Origin of the sequence: Pseudotabrizicola sp. L79, from assembly GCF_036553525.1 — a bacterium.
Lineage (GTDB): Bacteria > Pseudomonadota > Alphaproteobacteria > Rhodobacterales > Rhodobacteraceae > Pseudotabrizicola.
Map to the genome: position 1 here is coordinate 287,043 of NZ_JAZHDA010000041.1, position 19,702 is coordinate 306,744.

18 protein-coding genes are annotated in these 19,702 nt (G+C 63.9%); 10 read left to right on the forward strand and 8 right to left on the reverse strand.

Annotation, left to right across the window (positions count from 1 at the left end):
- Nucleotides 1-11 precede the first annotated feature (11 nt).
- Nucleotides 12-758 (reverse strand): DUF3108 domain-containing protein, encoded by a 747-nt coding sequence (locus V3C85_RS04115; RefSeq protein WP_331793804.1) that lies wholly within the window; start codon nt 756-758, stop codon nt 12-14.
- Between the two features lie 119 nt (nt 759-877).
- Here V3C85_RS04115 and meaB point away from each other — a divergent pair, with 119 nt between their 5' ends.
- The 3 genes from meaB (at nt 878) to V3C85_RS04130 (ending at nt 3,754) form a co-directional block, all read left to right on the forward strand.
- Entirely contained in the window at nt 878-1,855 is a 978-nt protein-coding gene (gene meaB, locus V3C85_RS04120) for a methylmalonyl Co-A mutase-associated GTPase MeaB (RefSeq protein WP_331793805.1), read from the forward strand.
- Between the two features lie 264 nt (nt 1,856-2,119).
- Complete coding sequence (locus V3C85_RS04125; protein ID WP_331793806.1) at nt 2,120-2,335, forward strand: DUF1127 domain-containing protein; 216 nt, start codon at nt 2,120-2,122, stop codon at nt 2,333-2,335.
- Between the two features lie 213 nt (nt 2,336-2,548).
- Nucleotides 2,549-3,754 carry an MFS transporter gene (locus V3C85_RS04130; RefSeq protein WP_331793807.1) on the forward strand — a complete coding sequence of 402 codons (1,206 nt, stop codon included), beginning with the start codon at nt 2,549-2,551 and terminating at the stop codon, nt 3,752-3,754.
- On the opposite strand, the gene V3C85_RS04135 is transcribed toward V3C85_RS04130, so the two are convergent.
- From V3C85_RS04135 to V3C85_RS04145, 3 genes are all read right to left on the reverse strand, one after another.
- The gene (locus V3C85_RS04135) at nt 3,751-4,242 is read right to left on the reverse strand and encodes a DUF1993 domain-containing protein (protein ID WP_331793808.1); all 492 of its coding nucleotides are present in this window, start codon (nt 4,240-4,242) and stop codon (nt 3,751-3,753) included. The genes V3C85_RS04130 and V3C85_RS04135 overlap by 4 nt on opposite strands.
- A 133-nt stretch (nt 4,243-4,375) precedes the next feature.
- The gene (gene argF / locus V3C85_RS04140) at nt 4,376-5,302 is read right to left on the reverse strand and encodes an ornithine carbamoyltransferase (RefSeq protein ID WP_331793809.1); all 927 of its coding nucleotides are present in this window, start codon (nt 5,300-5,302) and stop codon (nt 4,376-4,378) included.
- A 75-nt stretch (nt 5,303-5,377) separates the two neighbouring features.
- Nucleotides 5,378-6,568: an aspartate aminotransferase family protein gene (locus V3C85_RS04145; RefSeq protein WP_331793810.1), complete on the reverse strand. Its 1,191-nt coding sequence runs from the start codon at nt 6,566-6,568 to the stop codon at nt 5,378-5,380.
- A 334-nt stretch (nt 6,569-6,902) separates the two neighbouring features.
- On the opposite strand from V3C85_RS04145, the gene V3C85_RS04150 reads away from it, so the two are divergent.
- Nucleotides 6,903-7,526 (forward strand): GcrA family cell cycle regulator, encoded by a 624-nt coding sequence (locus tag V3C85_RS04150; protein WP_331793811.1) that lies wholly within the window; start codon nt 6,903-6,905, stop codon nt 7,524-7,526.
- Between the two features lie 230 nt (nt 7,527-7,756).
- Complete coding sequence (locus V3C85_RS04155) at nt 7,757-8,755, forward strand: cytochrome-c peroxidase (RefSeq protein WP_331793812.1); 999 nt, start codon at nt 7,757-7,759, stop codon at nt 8,753-8,755.
- A 51-nt stretch (nt 8,756-8,806) separates the two neighbouring features.
- Here the strand turns inward: V3C85_RS04155 and V3C85_RS04160 are convergent, their stop codons facing one another.
- Entirely contained in the window at nt 8,807-10,810 is a 2,004-nt protein-coding gene (locus tag V3C85_RS04160; RefSeq protein ID WP_331793813.1) for an AsmA family protein, read from the reverse strand.
- A gap of 196 nt (nt 10,811-11,006) precedes the next feature.
- Here V3C85_RS04160 and rimO point away from each other — a divergent pair, with 196 nt between their 5' ends.
- The gene (gene rimO, locus V3C85_RS04165; protein ID WP_331793814.1) at nt 11,007-12,395 is read left to right on the forward strand and encodes a 30S ribosomal protein S12 methylthiotransferase RimO; all 1,389 of its coding nucleotides are present in this window, start codon (nt 11,007-11,009) and stop codon (nt 12,393-12,395) included.
- A 31-nt stretch (nt 12,396-12,426) separates the two neighbouring features.
- Here the strand turns inward: rimO and V3C85_RS04170 are convergent, their stop codons facing one another.
- On the reverse strand, nt 12,427-14,598 hold the full coding sequence (locus V3C85_RS04170; protein ID WP_445941977.1) for a primosomal protein N': 2,172 nt from the start codon (nt 14,596-14,598) through the stop codon (nt 12,427-12,429).
- A gap of 131 nt (nt 14,599-14,729) precedes the next feature.
- Here V3C85_RS04170 and fsa point away from each other — a divergent pair, with 131 nt between their 5' ends.
- The gene (gene fsa / locus V3C85_RS04175; RefSeq protein ID WP_331793815.1) at nt 14,730-15,383 is read left to right on the forward strand and encodes a fructose-6-phosphate aldolase; all 654 of its coding nucleotides are present in this window, start codon (nt 14,730-14,732) and stop codon (nt 15,381-15,383) included.
- 52 nt (nt 15,384-15,435) lie between these two features.
- Here fsa and V3C85_RS04180 read toward each other — a convergent pair whose 3' ends face one another.
- Nucleotides 15,436-16,284: an asparaginase domain-containing protein gene (locus tag V3C85_RS04180; protein WP_331793816.1), complete on the reverse strand. Its 849-nt coding sequence runs from the start codon at nt 16,282-16,284 to the stop codon at nt 15,436-15,438.
- A 152-nt stretch (nt 16,285-16,436) separates the two neighbouring features.
- Between V3C85_RS04180 and V3C85_RS04185 the strand changes: the two genes are divergently transcribed.
- Genes V3C85_RS04185 through V3C85_RS04195 form a run of 3 tightly spaced genes read left to right on the forward strand, consistent with a single transcriptional unit; the run spans nt 16,437 to nt 18,787 of the window.
- The gene (locus V3C85_RS04185; RefSeq protein ID WP_331793817.1) at nt 16,437-17,129 is read left to right on the forward strand and encodes a DUF484 family protein; all 693 of its coding nucleotides are present in this window, start codon (nt 16,437-16,439) and stop codon (nt 17,127-17,129) included.
- Nucleotides 17,126-18,046 carry a tyrosine recombinase XerC gene (locus tag V3C85_RS04190; RefSeq protein ID WP_331793818.1) on the forward strand — a complete coding sequence of 307 codons (921 nt, stop codon included), beginning with the start codon at nt 17,126-17,128 and terminating at the stop codon, nt 18,044-18,046. Before V3C85_RS04185 ends, V3C85_RS04190 begins: the two co-directional genes overlap by 4 nt.
- Before the next feature lie 39 nt (nt 18,047-18,085).
- Nucleotides 18,086-18,787, forward strand: coding sequence for a CDP-alcohol phosphatidyltransferase family protein (locus V3C85_RS04195; protein ID WP_331793819.1), 702 nt, complete (start codon nt 18,086-18,088; stop codon nt 18,785-18,787).
- Here the strand turns inward: V3C85_RS04195 and V3C85_RS04200 are convergent.
- Nucleotides 18,784-19,620, reverse strand: coding sequence for a DMT family transporter (locus V3C85_RS04200; RefSeq protein WP_331793820.1), 837 nt, complete (start codon nt 19,618-19,620; stop codon nt 18,784-18,786). The genes V3C85_RS04195 and V3C85_RS04200 overlap by 4 nt on opposite strands.
- Nucleotides 19,621-19,702 lie beyond the last annotated feature (82 nt).

Here is a 19,702-nt window from a genome sequence, read left to right on the forward strand (position 1 = left end):
GCGGGGCAGTGTCACTGGTCGCGGGTCAGCCGGGCGGTGCCGTAAAGGCTGTCCAGCACCAGTTCGACCGGACGCAAGCGGCCATCGGGCAGCGCGGCATAGGTGATGGTAAAGGGAAATTCCCGCCGCTCGGCCAGATCTTCGGGCGGGTAACCATCGACGCGGCGATAGACGCCCTGACACACCAGCCCGTCGCCCTGGGGCCGGGGTTGGCCCAATGTCACACGCGTGGCGCGGTGGCCATCGAACACGTCAAGTTGCAAAGTGCAGGCGCTGTCGCGGTCGGTATCGCGCAGCAGGGCATAGGTCATGGTCAGCGGATCAACCTTGCCCGCCTGACTGGCCGGATCCAGAACCGGGGCGCCGGGGCGGGCCTCGGCCTCCATCTTCACCACCTCGGGCACGCCGGCGCGATAGACGATTTCAGCCCCCCGCCCGCGCCGCTCGCCCTCGGCCTGGGCTTCGTAGCGGTCGGGGCGAAACGTGCCGTTGCGTTCGGTGCCGCGCACCCGGCTTGTCACCTTGAACGAAGAAAACAGGCCCCCCAACCCCGCCGAGGCTGTCTGGCCGGTGACGGCATAGGCCGCGCCATCGCGGTTGACGGCCAAAGTGGTGCGACCTGCGGTGACACCAAGGATCGAGGCGGTAAAGCGCATCGTCTCGGATGTCTGGGCAAGGGCCGGGGCGCTGGTCATCGCCAGCGCAAAAGACAGGGCAAAGGCCGCGTTACGGGCGGGGCTGCGACGAATTGCTATCATAACCACTGGTCCTTGCGCGGCGATCGGGGTTTGCCGGGCTGGCATCAGCCCGCCCCTTACGTCTATGTAGGCACCGTGGCACCATATCAAGCCTTCGGACAGACAGGGGAATTTGCCGCATGGATGCGCAAGAGCTTGCCAACGCCGTGATTGCCGGGGATCGTCGGGCGCTGGCCCGGTCGATCACGCTGGTTGAAAGTGCGCGGGCCGATCACCGGGCCAAGGCGATTGAACTGGTTGCACTGGCCCGCGCCCATGGCCGTCAGGCATTGCGCATCGGGCTGTCGGGCACGCCGGGGGTGGGCAAATCCACCTTTATCGAAGCCTTTGGCATGCAGCTTTTGGCGCGGGGCCTGCGGGTGGCGGTGCTGGCTGTTGATCCGTCCTCGGCCCGGTCTGGCGGGTCTATTCTGGGCGACAAGACGCGGATGGATCGGCTGAGCCGGGAACCCGCGGCCTTTATCCGGCCCTCGCCCAGTCAGGCCCAGATGGGGGGCGTGGCGCGCCGCACGCGGGAGGCCGTGGCGCTGTGCGAGGCGGCGGGCTTTGACGTGGTGCTGGTTGAAACGGTGGGCGTGGGCCAGTCGGAAACCGTGGTGGCCGAGATCTGCGACCTGTTCTTGCTGCTGCTGGCCCCGGCGGGCGGCGATGAATTGCAGGGTGTCAAGCGTGGCATCATGGAAATGGCCGACATGATTCTGGTCAACAAGGCCGATGGCGATCTGAAGGCCGCAGCCACCCGCACCTGCGCCGATTATGCCGGGGCCTTGCGTCTGTTGCGCCACCGCCCGCAAGATCCCGAAGGCTTTCCCAAGGCCATGATGGTGTCGGCCGTGGCCGAAACCGGGATGGCCGAGGCCTGGGCCGAGATGAGCGCGCTGGCCGACTGGCGGCGGGCCAATGGCCACTGGGACAGCCGCCGCGCCACCCAAGCCCAGCATTGGTTCCGCGAGGAAGTGCGCCAGGGGCTGCTGGCGGTGCTGGACCGTGAACCCGCCAAGGGCAGCATGACCGCGCTTGGCGCCAAGGTATTGGCGGGCACCCTGTCACCCGAGGCGGCAGCGGCCGAAATGCTGGCGCTGCTGGGGCGCAGCTAACGCTAACGCCGCAGCGCAGAGGCGCGGCGCAGCGGGCCCCGATGGCGCGGATTGCGACGAAAAGGCTAACAAATCCTCACCAAGCTGTGAATTTTCGGCATAAGCCATGCGAGAAATGCATGGCGGCTTTCCCTTTTTCCGGGATTGTCGCCGCAGTGCAGCAAGCCCATGTTGTTGGCAACGGAAACGACGGATGGGCCGCCGTTTTCAAGGAAGGGGCGGATGGGCCGCCCAGACCACTACGAACAAGATGAGGATCGAGACATGGCATTTGTGAACTCCCACCGCGCTACTGGTCTGACCGCGACCGCATGGGTCGGGGACGTTCTGGCCAAATGGAACGAAGCCCGCGAGCGTCGCGCTGTCTATCTGAAGACGCTGGAAGAGCTGTCGTCGATGACCGACCGCGATCTGGCTGACATCAACCTGTCGCGCGTGCAGATCCGCGACGTGGCGCGTGAAGCGGCTTACGGCAAGTAAGATCAACTTTCCCTTTCGGCCCCCTCCTCCTCCCTGGGGTCGGAACACAGGCGGCGTCGGGTCCTCCCCCCGACGCCGCTATTTTTTTCACCTGCGTTACAATCCGTGAAACGGGGCCGCCTTCGGGGGGCTTCTGCCTGCGGGCCAAGCGGGATAAGGCTGGGCCCGTATGGCTTGGGCCCGTATGGCTTGGGCGCAGTGAGGCGGGGGCAGATGAACCAGATCGAGGCACGTCGCGGACGTTGGGCTGTTGCCGCCATGTTTGGGGCCAACGGGTTTGTCATGGGGGCCTGGGCCCCGCAGATTCCGCTGCTGCTGCCGCGCCATCAGATCACCGAGGCGATGCTGGGGCTGTTGATTCTTGTTCTAGGGCTGGGCGCAGTTGGCGCGATGCTGTTTGCCGGACGGTTGATTGCGCGCTTTGGGGCCGTGGCCATGCTGCGGGCCTTTGCCTTGTCGGCCTCGGCCGCGCTGCCGATGGTTGTCTTTGCGCCATCGCTGACGGTGCTGGCCCCGGCCATGGCGCTGCTGGGCGCGCTGATCGGCTGTATGGATGTGGCGATGAATGCCAATGCGGTTGAGGTCGAGCGCCGTCTGGGCCGGGCCATCATGTCATCATCGCATGGGTTCTGGAGCCTTGGGGGCTTTGTCGGGGGTGCATCGGGGGCTTGGGTCATTGCGCATTGGGGCGCGGCACCGCAGGCGGTGCTGGTGGCGCTGGTGTCGGCTGTGATCGTGCTGGCCGCGATGCCGTTTCTGCGTGGCGAGCCGCCCGAGCGCAGTGCTGCGCAAACCGATCTGCCACGCATGGGGCTGCTGCCACGCGCGCCGGGATTGTGGCTGTTGGGTCTGATGGCGCTGCTGTCAATGGTGCCCGAAGGCGCCGTGCTGGATTGGGCGGCGCTGTATCTGCAAAAAGAGCTGGGGTCTGATGTGTTTCGATCGGGCCTTGCCTTTGCGTTTTTTGCCGGGGCCATGGCGATCATGCGGTTTGCGGGCGATGGGTTGCGCAATCGCTTTGGCGCGGTGCGCACGCTGCGTGTTTCGGGCCTGGTGGCGGCGGCGGGCTTGTGCGGTGCGGCCGTGGCGCCAGATGATCTGACCGCCGTGGTCTGCTTTGCCCTGGCCGGGCTGGGCGTGGCCAATATGGTGCCGATCATGTTTTCAGCCGCGGGCAATTACCCCGGCATGGCATCGGGCACGGCCATTTCGGCGGTGACGATGGTGGGCTATGCCGGGATTCTGGTGGCCCCGGCCAGCATCGGCTTTGTGGCCGAGCATGTGGGGTTCCGGATCACCTATGCCGCCCTGTCGGGGTTGCTGGTGATCGTGGCGCTGCTGGCGGGCCGGGTGGCCGGGGCAGATGAGGTGCGCCCTATCACCGCCGACGCCCAGACCCACGGCAAAAGCCCGGCCTAGCCGCCCATGTAATCGCCCTTGCCCAAGGGCACCCCATTGTGACGCAGGATATTATAGGCCGTGGCAATGTGGAAATAGAACTGCGGCAGGGAATAGAGGTTCAGGAAATCCTCGCCCGTCATGGTGACATCCTGCCCACGGATCTTGATTGTGATCTGCCGGCTTTCGGCCCCGTCATAGCGGGCCTTGTCAAAGCCCGCCATGTAACCGCGCGCGGCCTTGATGCGGTCTTGCAGCTCGGCAAAACTGGTTTCGGTATCGGGAAAGGGCTTTGGCTCTTCGCCCGCCAGCCGCGCCGCAGCACGCGCCGCAAAATCGCAGGACAATTGCACCTGCCGGATGAACGGAAACATGTCGGGAAACAGGCGAAAGGTCAGCATCGCCTCGGGCGGGATCGCGCGCGCCGCGCAATGCGACTCTGCCTTGGCCACAAGCTGAGACAGGTTGTTCAGGAAACGATCATAGACGGCGACAGACCGGTGATACATGGCAGGCTTCCTTGGCTGATGCTTGCCAAGTGGTCGGCCTTTCGGGCCGTCGCGTCAAGGCCGTTGACGCAAGGGAAGTTACACCCGCCAAAGGGGCCGCAGGCCATGCCACAATGGCAAGGCCTGCCGCGGTTCATTTGCCCAGACACCAGCGCATGATCGCCTTTTGCGCGTGCAGGCGGTTTTCGGCCTCGTCAAAGATAACCGAATGCGGGCCATCCATCACGGCGCTGGTTGCCTCATCGTTGCGATGGGCGGGCAGGCAATGCATGAACAGGCTGTCGGGCTTGGCCCGCGCCATCAGTTCTTCGTTCACCTGATAGGCGCGCAACTGGTTGTGGCGGCGTTCCTTGGCCGATTCCGGATCATGCATGCTGACCCAAGTGTCGGTCACCACCAGATCGGCCCCCACAATGGCCTTGTGCGGATCACGCTCGATCGTCACCGGATGGCCGTTCTGCGCCGCAAAGTCGAGCCAGGCCCGTTCCGGATCAAGCGTTTCCGGGCCGGTGAAGGTAAGGTCAAAGCCAAAGCGGCCCGCCGCATGGGCAAAGCTGGCAAACACATTGTTGCCATCGCCGCACCAGACCACCTTTTTGCCGGTGATCGGGCCGCGATGTTCTTCATAAGTCATGACATCGGCCATGATCTGGCAGGGATGGGTGCGGTTGGTCAGGCCATTGATCACCGGCACGGTGGCATGTTCGGCCATCTCGTGCAGCGTTGCCTCTTCAAAGGTGCGGATCATGATCAGATCGACATAGCGCGACAGGACGCGGGCCGTATCGGCAATGGTTTCGCCGTGGCCAAGCTGCATCTCGCGGCCCGAAAGCACCATGGTTTCGCCGCCCAACTGGCGCACCCCCACATCAAAGGACACGCGCGTGCGGGTTGACGGCTTTTCAAAAATCAGCGCGACCATATGGCCCTTGAGCGGTTGATCATCGTCGGGCGAGCCTTTGGGCCGCCCCAGACGTGCCGTTTTCATGGCCCGGCCCAGTTCGATCATCTGCCGCAGATCGGCGGCCTGGGTGGTGTGGATATCGAGAAAATGTTTCATATCGTTTCGCTTTTCGGACCCTTTGGCCGGGGGCGCTGCCCCCGGACCCCCGGGATATTTATCAACAGATGAAGATCAGGCGGCCTGTTCCAGGGCCGTGGCGGCAGCATCGAGACGGCGCAGAGCCTCGGCGATGTCAGCCTCGGGGATGTTCAGGGCGGGCAAAAGGCGCAGCACGTTGTCGGCCGCCGCCACGGTCAGGATATGCTGGGCATAGCCGGCCTTGACCACATCGGTGTTGGGCACCTTGCATTTCAGGCCCAGCATCAGGCCCTGGCCACGCACAGAGTCAAACACCGTGGGGTGGCTGGCGACGAGGCCTTCAAGCCCTTGGCGGAACTGGGCCGATTTGGCCGAAACCGCATCAAGGAAGGCCGGGTCAGACACGATTTCGGTGACCTTGGCCCCGATGGCACAGCCCAAGGGATTGCCGCCATAGGTTGAACCATGGGTGCCCGCCACCATGCCCGACGCCGCCGTTTCGGTGGCCAGCACCGCGCCCAGCGGGAAGCCGCCGCCGATGCCCTTGGCCACCATCATGATATCGGGCGAGATGCCTGACCATTCATGGGCAAAGAGCTTGCCCGACCGGCCCATGCCGCATTGCACCTCATCAAAGATCAGCAGGGCGCCGGTCTGGTCGCACAGATCGCGCAGGCCCTTGAGGCATTGATCGGGCACCGGGCGGATGCCGCCTTCGCCCTGGATCGGTTCAATCATGACAGCAGCCGTCTTGTCGGTGATCGCGGCGCGGATGGCATCGTGATCGGCGGTGCAGGTTGGCCATTTCAAATGGGTAAAGCCCGGCATCAAGGGGCCAAAGCCCTTGACCATCTTTTCCGACCCTGCGGCCGCGATGGCGCCCGTTGAACGGCCATGAAAGGCGCCTTCGAACGCGATGATCTGAATGCGGTCGGGCTGGCCTTTGTCTGACCAGTATTTGCGGGCCATCTTGATGGCCAGTTCTGCCGCCTCGGTGCCCGAGTTGGTGAAAAAGACGGTATCGGCAAAGGTGCGGTCCACCAGCATCTCGGCCAGCTTTTGCTGTTCGGGAATGGTATAGACATTCGACACATGCCACAGCTTTTGCGCCTGATCGGTCAGGGCCTGCACCAGCGCGGGGTTGGCATGACCCAGCGCGTTCACCGCGATGCCCGAGCCAAGGTCGAGATATCGGCTGCCATCCTCGGCCATCAGCCAGCTGCCTTCGCCTTTGACGAAGGCGATGGGGGCACGATTATAGGTGGGCAGAACGGCAGAAATCATGGCAGGTGCCTTTCAATACGGGCGGCCGGGCGGAAGGGGTGATCACGAAAGCCCCAAAGGGAACCAACGGGATGCCTAAGCCGTAGCGGCTGGCCAAGGGGGGTGTCAAGGAAAGGGGTGTCCGGAGGATCGCCAGACAAGGGTGACCATGCGCCTAGCGGCGTCGGATACGTCGGATCTGATCGTATGAAATGGTCATTTCGATGGTTTAGGTCAGATTCCTGCCCCTGTAAATGCGAATCTTGCCGCTGCTTCCTTGATCTTGGCGACGGGCGCTTGTATCCCGTGCTGTCGCAGTTAGAATGCACCACAAGCCGGAAAAGCGGAGTTTGCCATGTCCTGGACGGATGAGCGTGTCGAGACGCTTAAGCGCATGTGGGCCGAGGGCCAGTCGGCCAGCCAGATTGCCAAAGAGCTGGGTGGAGTGACCCGCAATGCCGTGATCGGCAAAGTGCACCGCTTGGGCCTGTCGAACCGCGTGGGTGGCAAGGATGACGCCGAGGCCGAAGCCCCGGTGGCCGCAGCCCCGCCCAAGGCCGAGCCCAAACCCGCGCCCGAACCACGGCCCGAGCCGGTGGCCGCCAAGCCGGCTGTCGAGCGCCCTGCCCCGGCGGCCAGCCCGGCTGCGGCGGCCGCGCCTGCGGCACCTGCATCCAATGTGATGCCCCTGCCGGTGCGCAAAGCGATTATCCCCGCAGGTCAGCCGCTGCCCCCGCAGCCTTCGGCCAATGAAATCTCGCCCGAGGCGCTGGCCTCGGTGCGCGAGGTGGAAAAGCGCGCGCGCAAACTGACGCTGATGGAATTGACCGAGCGGACCTGCAAATGGCCGATTGGCGACCCGGCGACTGATGATTTCTGGTTTTGCGGTCTGCCCAGCACACCGGGCAAACCCTATTGCGAGGCCCATGTCGGCGTCGCCTTCCAACCAATGAGCACGCGGCGCGACCGCCGCCGCTGATCGGCCAGCCAAAGGATCTGTGCGGATGGGGGGCCTTGCCCCCCATTTTCATTCCGGGGCACGCCCGGAGTGCTGACAAATTCTACATCCTGCATGTCATAATTAGAATTGATCTAAGTCATGGTCTTTGCCCATGGCCGGGGCAAGCTGTCTGCGCGCGAACGTCAGACAGTGAATCGGAGACTTAGATGAAACGGCTATCAGCCTTCCTTATTGTCGCAAGCGCAGCAATGACCGGACCTGCCATGGCGGATGATCTGCGAGAGCGGGCCTTGGGCGAGTTTCGCCCCCTGCCCTCGACCCTTCCCGCCGTCAAGGATAACCCGCTGACCCCGGAAAAGATCGCCTTGGGCAAAGCGCTGTTCTTTGATCCGCGGCTGTCGGCCTCGGGCGTGTTTTCCTGCGCCTCGTGCCACAATCTGGCGACGGGTGGCGATGACAACATGGAAACCTCGGTCGGCCATGGCTGGCAAAAGGGGCCGCGCAATGCGCCAACGGCCTTGAATGCGGTGCTGAACGAAGCGCAGTTCTGGGATGGCAGGGCGGCAGATCTGGCCGAACAGGCCAAAGGGCCGGTCGAGGCCGGGGTCGAGATGGCCAACACCGCCGATAACTTGGTGGCCACGCTGGAATCGATGCCGCAATATGTGGAATGGTTTGCCGAGTCTTTCCCCGGTGAAGATGCGCCTGTCAGCTTTGACAACATGGCCAAGGCGATCGAGGCCTTTGAGGCCACGTTGCTGACGCCCGCCCCCTTTGATGCGTGGCTGAATGGCGATGATGATGCCCTGAGCGATGAGGCCAAGGCCGGGCTGGCGCTGTTCATCGACAAGGGCTGTTCATCGTGCCATTCGGGCGTGAATGTCGGCGGCCATGGCTATTACCCCTTTGGCCTGATCGAAAAGCCCGGATCGGAAATTCTGCCCCCCAATGACAAGGGCCGCTTTGCCGTGACCGGCACAGCGGATGAGGAATATGTGTTCCGCGCCGCGCCTTTGCGCAACATCGCGCTGACGGCGCCCTATTTCCATTCGGGCAAGGTGTGGGATCTGTCGGTGGCGGTGGAAATCATGGCCGAAAGCCAGTTGGGCGAGGCCTTTGCCCCGGAAGAAACCGCGCAAATGGTGGCCTTTCTTGACAGCCTGACCGGCACGCTGCCCGAGGTGACCCTGCCGGTGCTGCCGCCCGAAACGGCCAGCACGCCGCGCCCGACCTCGTTGATCGAATAGGGGCCGACCAACGGGGGGGCGCAGGTTGGCTGCGCCCCCTTTTTCATCCGATCAGGGCTGGCCCAGCAGATTGCGCAGGGCGCGGGCGGCCTCATCCTCCAGGGCCTCTTGGGCGCGGCGGCGCGCGGCATCTTCAAAGCTTTCGCCCTCGGCGCGCTCGATCCCCAGCTCTTCCTTGGCCTTTGCCTCAAGTTGCGCCTTGGCCTGCGCTTCGGCCGCCTTGGCCTCGGCCTTTGCCCGTGCCTCAAGCTCTTTGGCCTGTTCTTCCAGACGTTCCTTGGCCAGGCTTTCCAGATCAAGCCGGAATCTCGGATTGGCCCAAGTGCCCGTCACCAGCAAGGGCACCATCACCCCGCCGCTGCCATCGGTCGAGGCAAGGGCCGTGGGGCGCAGGCGGTAATCAATGGTGCGCGCACCAAGGCCTACTTTGCCCGCCCCGGTGGCGGTGACATAGGGGGCCTTCAGCGACAGATCGTCATTCTGCAACACCCCGCCATCCATGGTGAACGAGGCGGTGATGCCGTCGAAAATGGTCTTTTGCCCCTCGCCCACATAGGATGGGTCAAGGTTGCGCAGCATGCCTGCGATATCAAGGCCGCGCAATTCGCCCTTGCCAAAGGCAACCTGACCCGACCCAGAGAGCGAGCGCATGATCGCATCGACCGAATTGCCAACGCCCAGAAACTTGAGCGTCATGTCAGTGGTGCCGATCAACCGGTCATAGCCGCCCAGATCGGTCAGCAGGGGCTGGATCGCCAACCCCGCCAGCCGCAGGTCGCCCCCAACCGACAGCCCCCCCCGGCCATTGACGACGAATTGCCCGGTGACATTGCCCTGATAGGCCGCAATCTGGCGCAACTCGAACACGGCCCGTGCCCGGTCAACCGTGGCCATGATGCGGGTCGGCCCCAGCTTGGCAACGCCCAGATCAATCTGGTCTGCCGAAACGGCCACTGCGGCATCCATCAGCCCCAGGGCCGAAACATCGATCTGGTCGGTCGGCCAGCCCTCGGCCTTGACGCCACCACCGGCGCCGCCGCCCTCGCCCCCCGACAGCGCGGCAAGGTTCAGCGCCCCGGCCCCAACCTGCGCCGAGAGTTTGGGCCGGGCACCCGCTGTTGTCAGATCGGCCTCGACCGTCAGGCGGTTGCCATCCAACGCCACCATGCCGCCCCGCAGATGCAGACTGGCCTTGTCGGTCAGCGTGATATTGCCCGCCACCGAAACCGACTTGGCCCCAAGCCCATCCGGCAGGGCGGGCCGCGCAATGCCCGCCAGCCGCGACAGCGCCGACAGATCGCCCAGATCCGCCGTCACATCACCCGCTGCGGCCACCGGGTTCCAACCGCCGCGCCCGGCAAAAACCACCCGCGCCCCGCCGGTGGTCAGCGTCACATCAACCCCGCCCAGTTTGCCTTCCAGAAAACCCGCGAATTCGGCTAGGCGCAGATCGGCGGCAAAAGCCTGCCCGTTCATCTGGGCCGTCATCTCCACTTGGGCCGGGCCGGTGAACGACGGGATGCTGACAGTGGCATCAACGGCCGTCAGGGCCACACGCTGGCCCGTGCCATGGTCGGTAAAGCTGAGTGCGCCATCGCTGATTTCAGCAATATCCAGCGTGAACGGCGTGCCCTCGCCCGCCATGCCCGCCGCTGCCGTGCCGCCATTGCTGCCGCCAAACACCCAGTTTTCGCGCCCGTCACGCGCGCGTTCCAGAATGATGCGGGGGCTGTCGGCGCGGATGCCCGTGATGCGCACCGCCCCGCCCCAAAGGGCCGACATATCAACCCCGATTTCCAACCCGTTGGCGGTGATCATCGGGCCCGCATCGGACCAACTGGCATTGGCGATGGTGATCGGCCCGGTCTTGACGCCAAGCGTCGGCCAAAAGGTCGGGCGCACCGCACCAGAGATGGTCAGGTTGCGCCCGGTGATCTGCTCAAACCTTTGGGTCGCCACCCCGGCCACCTTTTCAGCCGGGATCAGAAAGACCGCGGCAATCACCAGAAACGCCAAAAGACACAGGGCAAGAAGGGAACGGATCAAAAAGCGCATCGGAACGGCCTGCCTTAAGGTTGTTTTTCCAAAGTCTAGGGGGCAACAGGGCAGTGCTGCAACGCCTACGCTGACCTTTGCCTGTTTTTCTGCCCCATATCGGCGCCCAGATGCCCAAGCGGCGCGGCGCTGCATCTGCCAGCCTGCACTTGCAAGCCCCTTTCGCCAACCGCAAAGGGGCGCTATATGCGCTGCCATGTCAGAAAATCCGCCAAACCTCCGCCCTGATCTTGCGCGCGCGCATGTTCCCGATGTGGCCCGCCCCGGCCAGCCGACCATTGGCATGGTCAGCCTTGGCTGCCCCAAGGCGCTGGTTGACAGCGAACGCATCCTGACGCGGCTGCGCGCCGAAGGCTATGCCATCAGCCCCGATTACAAGGGTGCGGATGCGGTGATCGTGAACACCTGCGGCTTTCTGGACAGCGCCAAGGCCGAAAGCCTAGAAGCGATTGGCGAAGCCTTACAGGAAAACGGCCGGGTGATCGTGACCGGCTGCCTGGGCGCAGAGCCCGAGTATATCACCGGGGCGCATCCGAAGGTGCTGGCCGTCACGGGCCCCCATCAATATGAGGCGGTTCTGGATGCCGTGCATGGCGCGGTGCCCCCCAGCCCCGACCCGTTCATTGACCTGCTGCCCGCCAGTGGCGTCAGCCTGACGCCCCGGCATTACAGCTATCTGAAGATTTCCGAAGGCTGTAACCACAAGTGCAAATTCTGCATCATCCCCGACATGCGCGGCAAATTGGTCAGCCGCCCCGCCCATGCCGTGCTGCGTGAGGCGGAAAAGCTGGTCGAGGCCGGGGTGCGCGAATTGCTGGTGATCAGTCAGGATACGTCAGCCTATGGCGTGGATCGCAAGCATGACCTGTCGCCCTGGAAGGGCGGCGAAGTGCGCGCCCATATCACCGATCTGGCGCGCGAGATGGGCAAGCTGGGCGCCTGGGTGCGGCTGCATTATGTTTACCCCTATCCGCATGTGCGCGATCTGATTCCGCTGATGGCCGAAGGCTTGGTGCTGCCTTACCTCGACATCCCGTTTCAACATGCCCACCCCGACACGCTGCGTCGCATGGCCCGGCCCGCCGCCGCCGCCAAGACGCTGGATGAGATCGCCGCCTGGCGTGCGGCCTGCCCCGACATCACCCTGCGGTCCACGTTTATCGTCGGCTATCCCGGCGAAACCGAGGCCGAGTTCCAGACCTTGCTGGATTGGATGGACGAAGCGCAGTTGGACCGCGTGGGCTGTTTTCAGTATGAAAACGTGGCGGGCGCGCGCAGCAATGCCCTGCCCGACCATGTTCCAGCCGAGGTCAAGCAAGACCGCTGGGAACGCTTCATGCAAAAGGCGCAAGCCATTTCCGAGGCGAAACTGGCCGCCAAACTGGGCCAGACCATTCAGGTGATCGTGGACAGCGTCGATCAAGACGGTGCCACCTGCCGCACCAAGGCCGATGCCCCGGAAATCGACGGCAACCTGTTCATCGACGAAGATTTCGACGACTTGGCCCCCGGCGATATTGTCAGTGTCACGGTGGATGAAGCCGGGGAATACGACCTGTGGGGCACGCGCACTAAGGCCCCCTGACCTCGCCATCCTACGAAAGCCGAGGTCAGGCTTACAGAAAACTCTGCGGGTCGATGTCGATGGCAAGGCGCAGATTTGAGGGAAGTTTGAATTGCGCCACCCATTCGGCAAGGGCCGCTTGCAAGGGGGCAGACTTCTCGGCCTTGACCAGCAGCCGCACCCGATGCCGCCCGCGCACCCGCGAAATCGGGGCCGGGGCTGGCCCATAGACCTGCGCCCCAATGCGGCGCAAAGGACCATCACGCCGCGCCAGTTCTGCGCCAAAGTCAAAGGCCTGCGCCACATCGGGGCTGGAAATCACAATGCCCGCCATCCGGCCATAGGGCGGCACGCCAGCAGCCCGGCGCTCGGCGGCTTCGGCGGACCAGAAGGCCTCTTCATCGCCGCCCAGAATCGCGCGGATCACGGGATGATCGGGCTGATGGGTCTGCAACAGCGCCACACCCTTCTTGCCCTCGGCCCGCCCGGCCCGGCCCGCCACCTGCCGCATCAGTTGAAACGTGCGCTCGGCTGCCCGCAGGTCTGACCCTTGCAGGCCAAGATCGGCGTCTATCACGCCCACCAAGGTAAGATGCGGAAAATTATGGCCCTTTGCGACGATCTGGGTGCCGATGATGATATCGGCCCCGCCGTCGGCAATGGTCGCGATCTGCTCTTTCAACGCCCGAGCCGACCCAAAGAGATCAGAGGACAATACCGCCACCCGTGCCTGCGGAAAGCGGGCCGAAACCTCTTCTGCCAATCGTTCCACCCCCGGCCCGACGGCCGCCATCCGCCCCTCTACCCCGCATGACGGGCAGGCAACGGGCACCGGCTTGGTGGCCCCGCATTGATGGCACACCAACCGCTTGAGAAACCTGTGCTCGACCATCCGCGCATCGCAATCATCGCAGCCCACCTGTTGCCCACAGGCCCGGCACAGGGTGACCGGCGCATAGCCGCGGCGGTTAAGAAACAGCAGCGCCTGCTCTCCCTTTTCGACGCGCGCCATGACTTCGGCGGCCAGCTTTTGCGAAATCCACTGATTTGCGGGCAGCTGTTCGGCCCGCATGTCGATGGATCGCATCTCGGGCATTTCAGCCGCGCCAAAGCGCGCGCCCAGATCAAGGCGGGCATATTTACCAGACTCGACATTGGCCCAACTTTCCAGACTGGGGGTGGCACTGGCCAAAACCACTGCTGCCCCACAAATCGCGCCGCGCAGCACCGCCATATCGCGCGCATTGTATAGAACGCCCTCATCCTGCTTGTATGAGGTGTCGTGCTCCTCATCCACCACGATCAGGCCCAGATCCTGAAACGGCAGGAAAAGCGCTGACCGCGCCCCCACCACGAAAGAGGCCCCGCCCTCGGCCACCATGCGCCAGACACGGCGGCGTTCGGTCATCGTGACGCCCGAATGCCATTCGGCGGGGCGCGCGCCAAAGCGATCTTGCACGCGCGCCAGAAAATCGGCTGTCAGCGCGATTTCAGGCAGCAGAACAAGGGCTTGTCGGCCCATCCGCAGGCATTCGGCCACGGCCTCAAGGTAAACTTCGGTCTTGCCTGACCCTGTTACCCCTTTCAGCAGGGTGCAGGAGTAGCCGCCCTGCACAACCGCCGCCACCAAGGCATCGCCCGCCGCGATCTGGTCGCCCTGCAAAGACCGCAAGCCAGACGGATCAAGCAGGGGAAAGGGCGTGTCCTTGGGCGCGTCTTCTTCGGCAAGCACCCCCAGCTTGACCAATCCCTTGACGACCGAGGCTCCACATCCCGCCGCCTCGGTCAGTTCCGCCAAAGTCACCGCCGCCCCGCCGAAGGCCCGCAGCGCCTCGACCACGCGAAAGCGCGCATCGGTCAACTGGTTCGGCACCGCCCCCGCCAACCGATAGACGCGCCGCGTCGCGGCCCCCTCCATCAAGCCGGGGGATCGGGTGGCCAGCCGCAGCATGGCCGGCAGCGGCGTCAGCGTGTAATCGGCCGCCCGTGTCAGAAAGGCGCGCAGTTCGGCCCGCATCGGCCGGGCATCCAGCACACGGGTCACGGGGCGCAACTTGGCACGGTCAAAGCGCCCTTCTCCTGGCCCCCAAACCACCCCCAACACCCGGCGCGGCCCCAAAGGCACCTCGACGAAATCACCATCGCCACAGCCGCCCTCGGGCGCCCGGTAATCCAGCACACCCAGACCCGACCGCCCCAGCGGTTCGGTGGTCAAGACGCCCACGCAGTCCCCTTCGGCATAAACCCGGTCCGCCACTGACAGCGTTCTCACCACTCTTTTGTTTGGCCTGCACTTGGGGTAAACCTCGCCCGAACCCCCTGCAACCCCTACCCACCGAACCAAAGGACGTGCCAATGAAATTCTTTGTGGATACTGCTGATGTCGCAGCGATTTCCGAACTTAACGACCTTGGCATGGTGGATGGCGTGACGACCAACCCGTCGCTGATCCTGAAATCGGGGCGCGACATTCTGGAGGTCACCAAGGAAATCTGCTCTATCGTCTCGGGCCCGGTTTCAGCCGAAGTTGTGGCGCTGAAAGCCGACGAAATGATTGCCGAGGGCCGCAAACTGGCCGCCATCGCGCCGAATATCGCCGTGAAAGTGCCGCTGACATGGGATGGTCTGAAAACCTGCAAGGTGCTGTCGGGCGAAGGCTTCATGGTCAACGTGACCCTGTGCTTCTCGGCCAATCAGGCGCTGCTGGCCGCCAAGGCCGGGGCGACGTTCATCTCGCCCTTCATTGGCCGCTTGGACGATATCAACCTTGATGGCCTTGATCTGATCAATGACATCCGCACCATCTATGACAATTACGACTTTGACACGCAGATCCTGGCCGCCTCGATCCGCACGGTGAACCATGCCAAGGATTGCGCACTGATCGGCGCCGATGTGATGACCGCGCCGCCCAGCGTGATCAAGCAGATGGCCAATCACATTCTGACGGACAAGGGGCTGGAACAGTTCATGGCCGACTGGGCCAAGACCGGGCAAAAGATCCTGTAATCTGCCGCCACAGACTGACCGAACGCCCGCCCCTGTGGCGGGCGTTTTGCTGTCAGGACAGGCCCAGCCACAGCCGGGCAAGCGCCAGTTCTGGCGTCTCGGTGCCGCCGTTTTCAACACCCGCAGCCCAGAGGCCCGCCCCCGCCGCATAGGCCGCAGGCTCCAGCCCGCCCGCCTCGCATTGGCTGACGGCCCGCAGGCGGCATCCGCGCGCCACGGCAGCGTGCAAAACCGCCCCAAGCGCCGGGTTCGCCATCATCGTGCCCGCGCCAAACACCCGCAGCACCGCCCCGTCCAGCGTCGCCAGCATCGCCTCGATTGCCTGTGCCGAAACCCCCGGTGTCAGCGTCAGCACCGCCAGACGCCTGTCAGCAAACCGGCGGGCCGGGGTGCGGAACGGCCCCTGCGGGTGCGATCGAAAGGCATCGGCGGCATGGCTGTCATGTTTGACCAGCCCCGCCGCGGGCATCACCTTGCCCGCAAAGGCCAGCCAAACGCCCGGCGCCCCTTGGGCCGCCGACAGCGCAAGATCCAGATTACCCTCGGCATCGCCCCCCTGCCCCAACGGCACCATCGCGCCGCACAGCACCACCGGCACCGCCAGGTCAGGCAGCGCCGATGACAGCGCCGCGCCGGTATAGGCCATGGTATCGGTGCCATGCACCACGATCACGCCGGTGCAATCAGCGGCCTCGATCAGGTCAAGCATTCGGTTCCAATCGGCTGGGCCGATGTTGGCGCTGTCAACCAGCGGATCAAAGCGTTCGACCCTGACCCGCTGCCCGGCAGGCAGGCGCGGGGCCAATGCTGCCTCAAGAACGCCCTGACCGGGCTGCAATCCCGTGGGGCCCGGCACCATGCCGATGGTTCCCCCGGTATAGATGATCAACAGTTCTGCCATGCCCCACCTCTGGTCTGATCGCGGCATATCAGATACATTCGCCCCGCCAAATCCCCTTTTGCCCCCCTGTCAGCCGAGGATTTGCTTTTCTGCCCTTGCCCTTTTCCGATATACTGGCGGGCAAATGACAGAAAAAACCGGGCAGTGTTTAGATGATCGAACAAGACATGCGCGACCGCATCCTTGCGGAACCAGAACGGATTCTGGAAGACCGCGACCTGATGGAAGCGCTGATCGGCGCCAATGAGAGGGCGATGGGGTCGAATATCGTCGATCTGCGCGGCATTGCCATGGAACGTCTGGGCAGTCGGCTTGACCGGCTGGAAGACACCCATCGCACGGTGATTGCAGCCGCGTATGAAAATCTGGCGGGCACCAATCAGGTGCACCGGGCCATCATGCAGATGCTGGACCCGCTGTCGTTTGAGGATTTCCTGAAAACTCTTGCCAGCGATGTGGCGGCGACACTGCGCGTCGATTGCATCCGTCTGGTGCTGGAATCGGTCCAGAATGCCGAAGACCCGGCCCTGCGCAAACTGGGCGATGTGCTGTTCGTTGCAGAACCCGGCTTTGTTGCCGATTATCTGACCAATGGCCGCAACATCCCGCTGCGCCCAGTGACCCTGCGCCAGACCATTCCGGCCTCGGACATGATCTATGGCGACCGTTCAGGCTGGATCCGGTCAGAGGCGCTGATGAAACTTGATTTCGGCAAGGGCCGTTTGCCCGGCATGTTGGTGATGGGGGCCGAAGACCCGCACCAGTTCAAGCCCACCCACGGCACCGATCTGCTGACGTTTTTCGCGGGCGTGTTTGAACGCACGATGCGCCGCTGGCTGTCATGACGGCGATTTCGCCCCAGATGCGCGATGCGCTGGCCACATGGGGCCAGCAGCTTTCCGCCGTGCATGGGGCGGCGGCGAATACGGTCAAGGCCTATACCGCGGATGTAGCGGGATTTCTTGCCTTTCTTACCCTGCATCGCGGGGGCACCGAAGGGTTGGCCGCCCTGGCCAGCCTGCCACAAACCGACCTGCGCGCCTGGATGGCCCAGGAACGCGCGCGCGGCGTTTCGGCCCGCAGCCTTGCCCGCAGCCTGTCGGCCGTCAAGAACTTTACCGCCTGGGTGGCGGATCGTTCGGGCGCGGATGCAACCACGGTGCTGTCGGCCCGATCCCCCAAATACAAACGCAAACTGCCCCGCCCGCTGTCAGAAGATGCCGCGCATCAGATGATAGAAACCGTCGCGGCACAATCAGACGAAGACTGGATCGCCGCGCGTGACCGTGCGGTGATCACCCTGCTTTACGGCTGCGGGTTGCGGATCTCTGAGGCACTGGGGCTGACTGGCGCGGCCCATCCGCTGCCCGAGATTCTGCGCATCACCGGCAAGGGCGGCAAGACGCGGTTGGTGCCCGTGGTGCCCGTGGCGCGTGACGCGGTGGCCGACTACGCGCGGCTTTGCCCCTATGACCTTGCACCCGATCAGGCGCTGTTTCGCGGCCTGCGCGGCGGGCCACTGAACCCGCGCCTGATTGCGCTGGTGATGGAAAAAGCCCGGCTGCACCTGGGCCTGCCCGCCACCGCCACCCCCCATGCCCTGCGCCACAGCTTTGCCACCCATCTGCTGACAGCGGGCGGCGATCTGCGCGCGATACAGGAATTGCTGGGCCATGCCTCTCTTTCAACCACGCAGGCCTATACGGCGGTCGATGCCGCGCGCCTGATGGAAGTCTATGAAAAAGCCCATCCGCGCGCCTAGGCGGTTGCACCCAAGGCCGGTTTGGGCCATCAAACGCAGATGCAACTTCGGTACAAAGCCCTTTCCGTCCATCTGCTGACAGCCACTGGCGCCGTCTTGTCGATGTTTGCCATGCTGGCCGCCGTCGAACAGAACTGGAGCCTGATGTTCCTTTGGCTGGTCTTTGCGCTGTTCGTCGATGGCATCGACGGCCCACTGGCGCGCCGCTATGAGGTGGACAAGAACTGGCCCACCTATGATGGCGTGCTGCTTGATCTGATCATCGACTTTTTGACATACGTCTTCATCCCCGCCTTTGCCCTGTTCAAATCGGGGCTTCTTGCGGGTTGGACGGGCTGGTTTGCCATCATCGCCATCACCTATGGCAGCGTGATCTACTTTGCCGACACCAGAATGAAGACCAAGGACAAAAGCTTTGCAGGCTTTCCCGCCTGCTGGAACATGGTGATCCTTGTGCTGTTTGCCGTCACCCCGCCACAGGGGCTGATCCTGGCCATTGTCGTGGCCTTGACCGTGGCGATGTTCACCAATCTGAAGTTCATTCACCCCACCCGCACCAAACGCTGGCGCAATTTGTCATTGCCGATCTCGATTCTGTGGGTGGTGTTTGCCGGTTGGGCGGCCTGGGCCGATTTTCAAAGCCCGATGATCGTGCATTGGGGCCTGATCCTCACGTCGCTCTACCTGATCTTTGCTGGCATCGCACAGCAGATCGTGCCCCCCCGGCCCGGGCGCCTCTAGACCCGCGTCAGCAAAACCCCGGCCACGATCACAGCCGACGCGATCACCTTGCTGCGCGACATCCTTTCACCAAAGGCCAGCCAGCCAATCAGCACCGCAAACAGGATCGAGGTTTCGCGCAGCGCGGCCACCACCGCAATCGGCGCCAGCGTCATGGCCCAGATCGAAACCGCATAGGCCCCATAACTGGCCAGCGAGGCGACAGAGCCAAGCGCCCAGGCCCGGCCATCGCGCGGCAAGACATCCCACCCCCGCAGCGCCAGCATGCCACAGGTAAAGATCAACCCATCCGCCACGAAGACCCAAGCCACATAGGCCCCCGGCGCGCCCGACACCCGCGCGCCCAAACCATCAATCAGCGTATAGGTCGCCGTGGCGCAGGCAGACCCAAAGGCAAAGGGCAAAAGACGCCGGTCTTCGCCCTGCTCAAACACCCCGCGCGCCATCAGCAAGATGCCCAGACCCAACACGACAATCGCCAGATATTGCCGGGCGCTGATCGCATCGACCACGAATAATCCCCCCACCAACGCCACGATCATCGGGGCGGCCCCGCGTGCAATCGGGTAAACCCGGCTTAGATCGCCACGGTCATAGGCATAGGTCAGAAAGAACTTATAGGCGAAATGGGTGCAGCCCGCAGCCATCACCCAAGGCAGCGCCGCCGGATCAATCGGGGGGGAAACTGCCACCACCGCCAGACCGATGGGCACTTCGACGACCGACAGGATCACCATGGTGCCAACCTTAGACGTGCCCAGCTTGATCAGCGCATTCCACAGCGCATGCAGAAAGGCGGCCCCCAGAACGGCCAGAAAAACCCCAAGGCTCATGCCTGCCCCCTTTTTGCGACAGCGTTACGCAGAACCGGGCCACGGCACAAGCGGGGCATGAAAACGGGCGCAGGGTTTCCCC

Coding starts and splice junctions, on each gene's coding strand:
- V3C85_RS04130 (WP_331793807.1), top strand. CDS start 2,549: ATGAACCAGATCGAGGCACGTCGCGGACGTTGGGCTGTTGCCGCCATG.
- V3C85_RS04135 (WP_331793808.1), bottom strand. CDS start 4,242: ATGTATCACCGGTCTGTCGCCGTCTATGATCGTTTCCTGAACAACCTG.
- V3C85_RS04185 (WP_331793817.1), top strand. CDS start 16,437: ATGATCGAACAAGACATGCGCGACCGCATCCTTGCGGAACCAGAACGG.
- V3C85_RS04155 (WP_331793812.1), top strand. CDS start 7,757: ATGACCGGACCTGCCATGGCGGATGATCTGCGAGAGCGGGCCTTGGGC.
- fsa (WP_331793815.1), top strand. CDS start 14,730: ATGAAATTCTTTGTGGATACTGCTGATGTCGCAGCGATTTCCGAACTT.
- V3C85_RS04200 (WP_331793820.1), bottom strand. CDS start 19,620: ATGAGCCTTGGGGTTTTTCTGGCCGTTCTGGGGGCCGCCTTTCTGCAT.
- V3C85_RS04190 (WP_331793818.1), top strand. CDS start 17,126: ATGACGGCGATTTCGCCCCAGATGCGCGATGCGCTGGCCACATGGGGC.
- argF (WP_331793809.1), bottom strand. CDS start 5,302: ATGAAACATTTTCTCGATATCCACACCACCCAGGCCGCCGATCTGCGG.
- V3C85_RS04195 (WP_331793819.1), top strand. CDS start 18,086: ATGCAACTTCGGTACAAAGCCCTTTCCGTCCATCTGCTGACAGCCACT.
- V3C85_RS04145 (WP_331793810.1), bottom strand. CDS start 6,568: ATGATTTCTGCCGTTCTGCCCACCTATAATCGTGCCCCCATCGCCTTC.
- rimO (WP_331793814.1), top strand. CDS start 11,007: ATGTCAGAAAATCCGCCAAACCTCCGCCCTGATCTTGCGCGCGCGCAT.
- meaB (WP_331793805.1), top strand. CDS start 878: ATGGATGCGCAAGAGCTTGCCAACGCCGTGATTGCCGGGGATCGTCGG.
- V3C85_RS04150 (WP_331793811.1), top strand. CDS start 6,903: ATGTCCTGGACGGATGAGCGTGTCGAGACGCTTAAGCGCATGTGGGCC.
- V3C85_RS04160 (WP_331793813.1), bottom strand. CDS start 10,810: ATGCGCTTTTTGATCCGTTCCCTTCTTGCCCTGTGTCTTTTGGCGTTT.
- V3C85_RS04115 (WP_331793804.1), bottom strand. CDS start 758: ATGATAGCAATTCGTCGCAGCCCCGCCCGTAACGCGGCCTTTGCCCTG.
- V3C85_RS04180 (WP_331793816.1), bottom strand. CDS start 16,284: ATGGCAGAACTGTTGATCATCTATACCGGGGGAACCATCGGCATGGTG.
- V3C85_RS04125 (WP_331793806.1), top strand. CDS start 2,120: ATGGCATTTGTGAACTCCCACCGCGCTACTGGTCTGACCGCGACCGCA.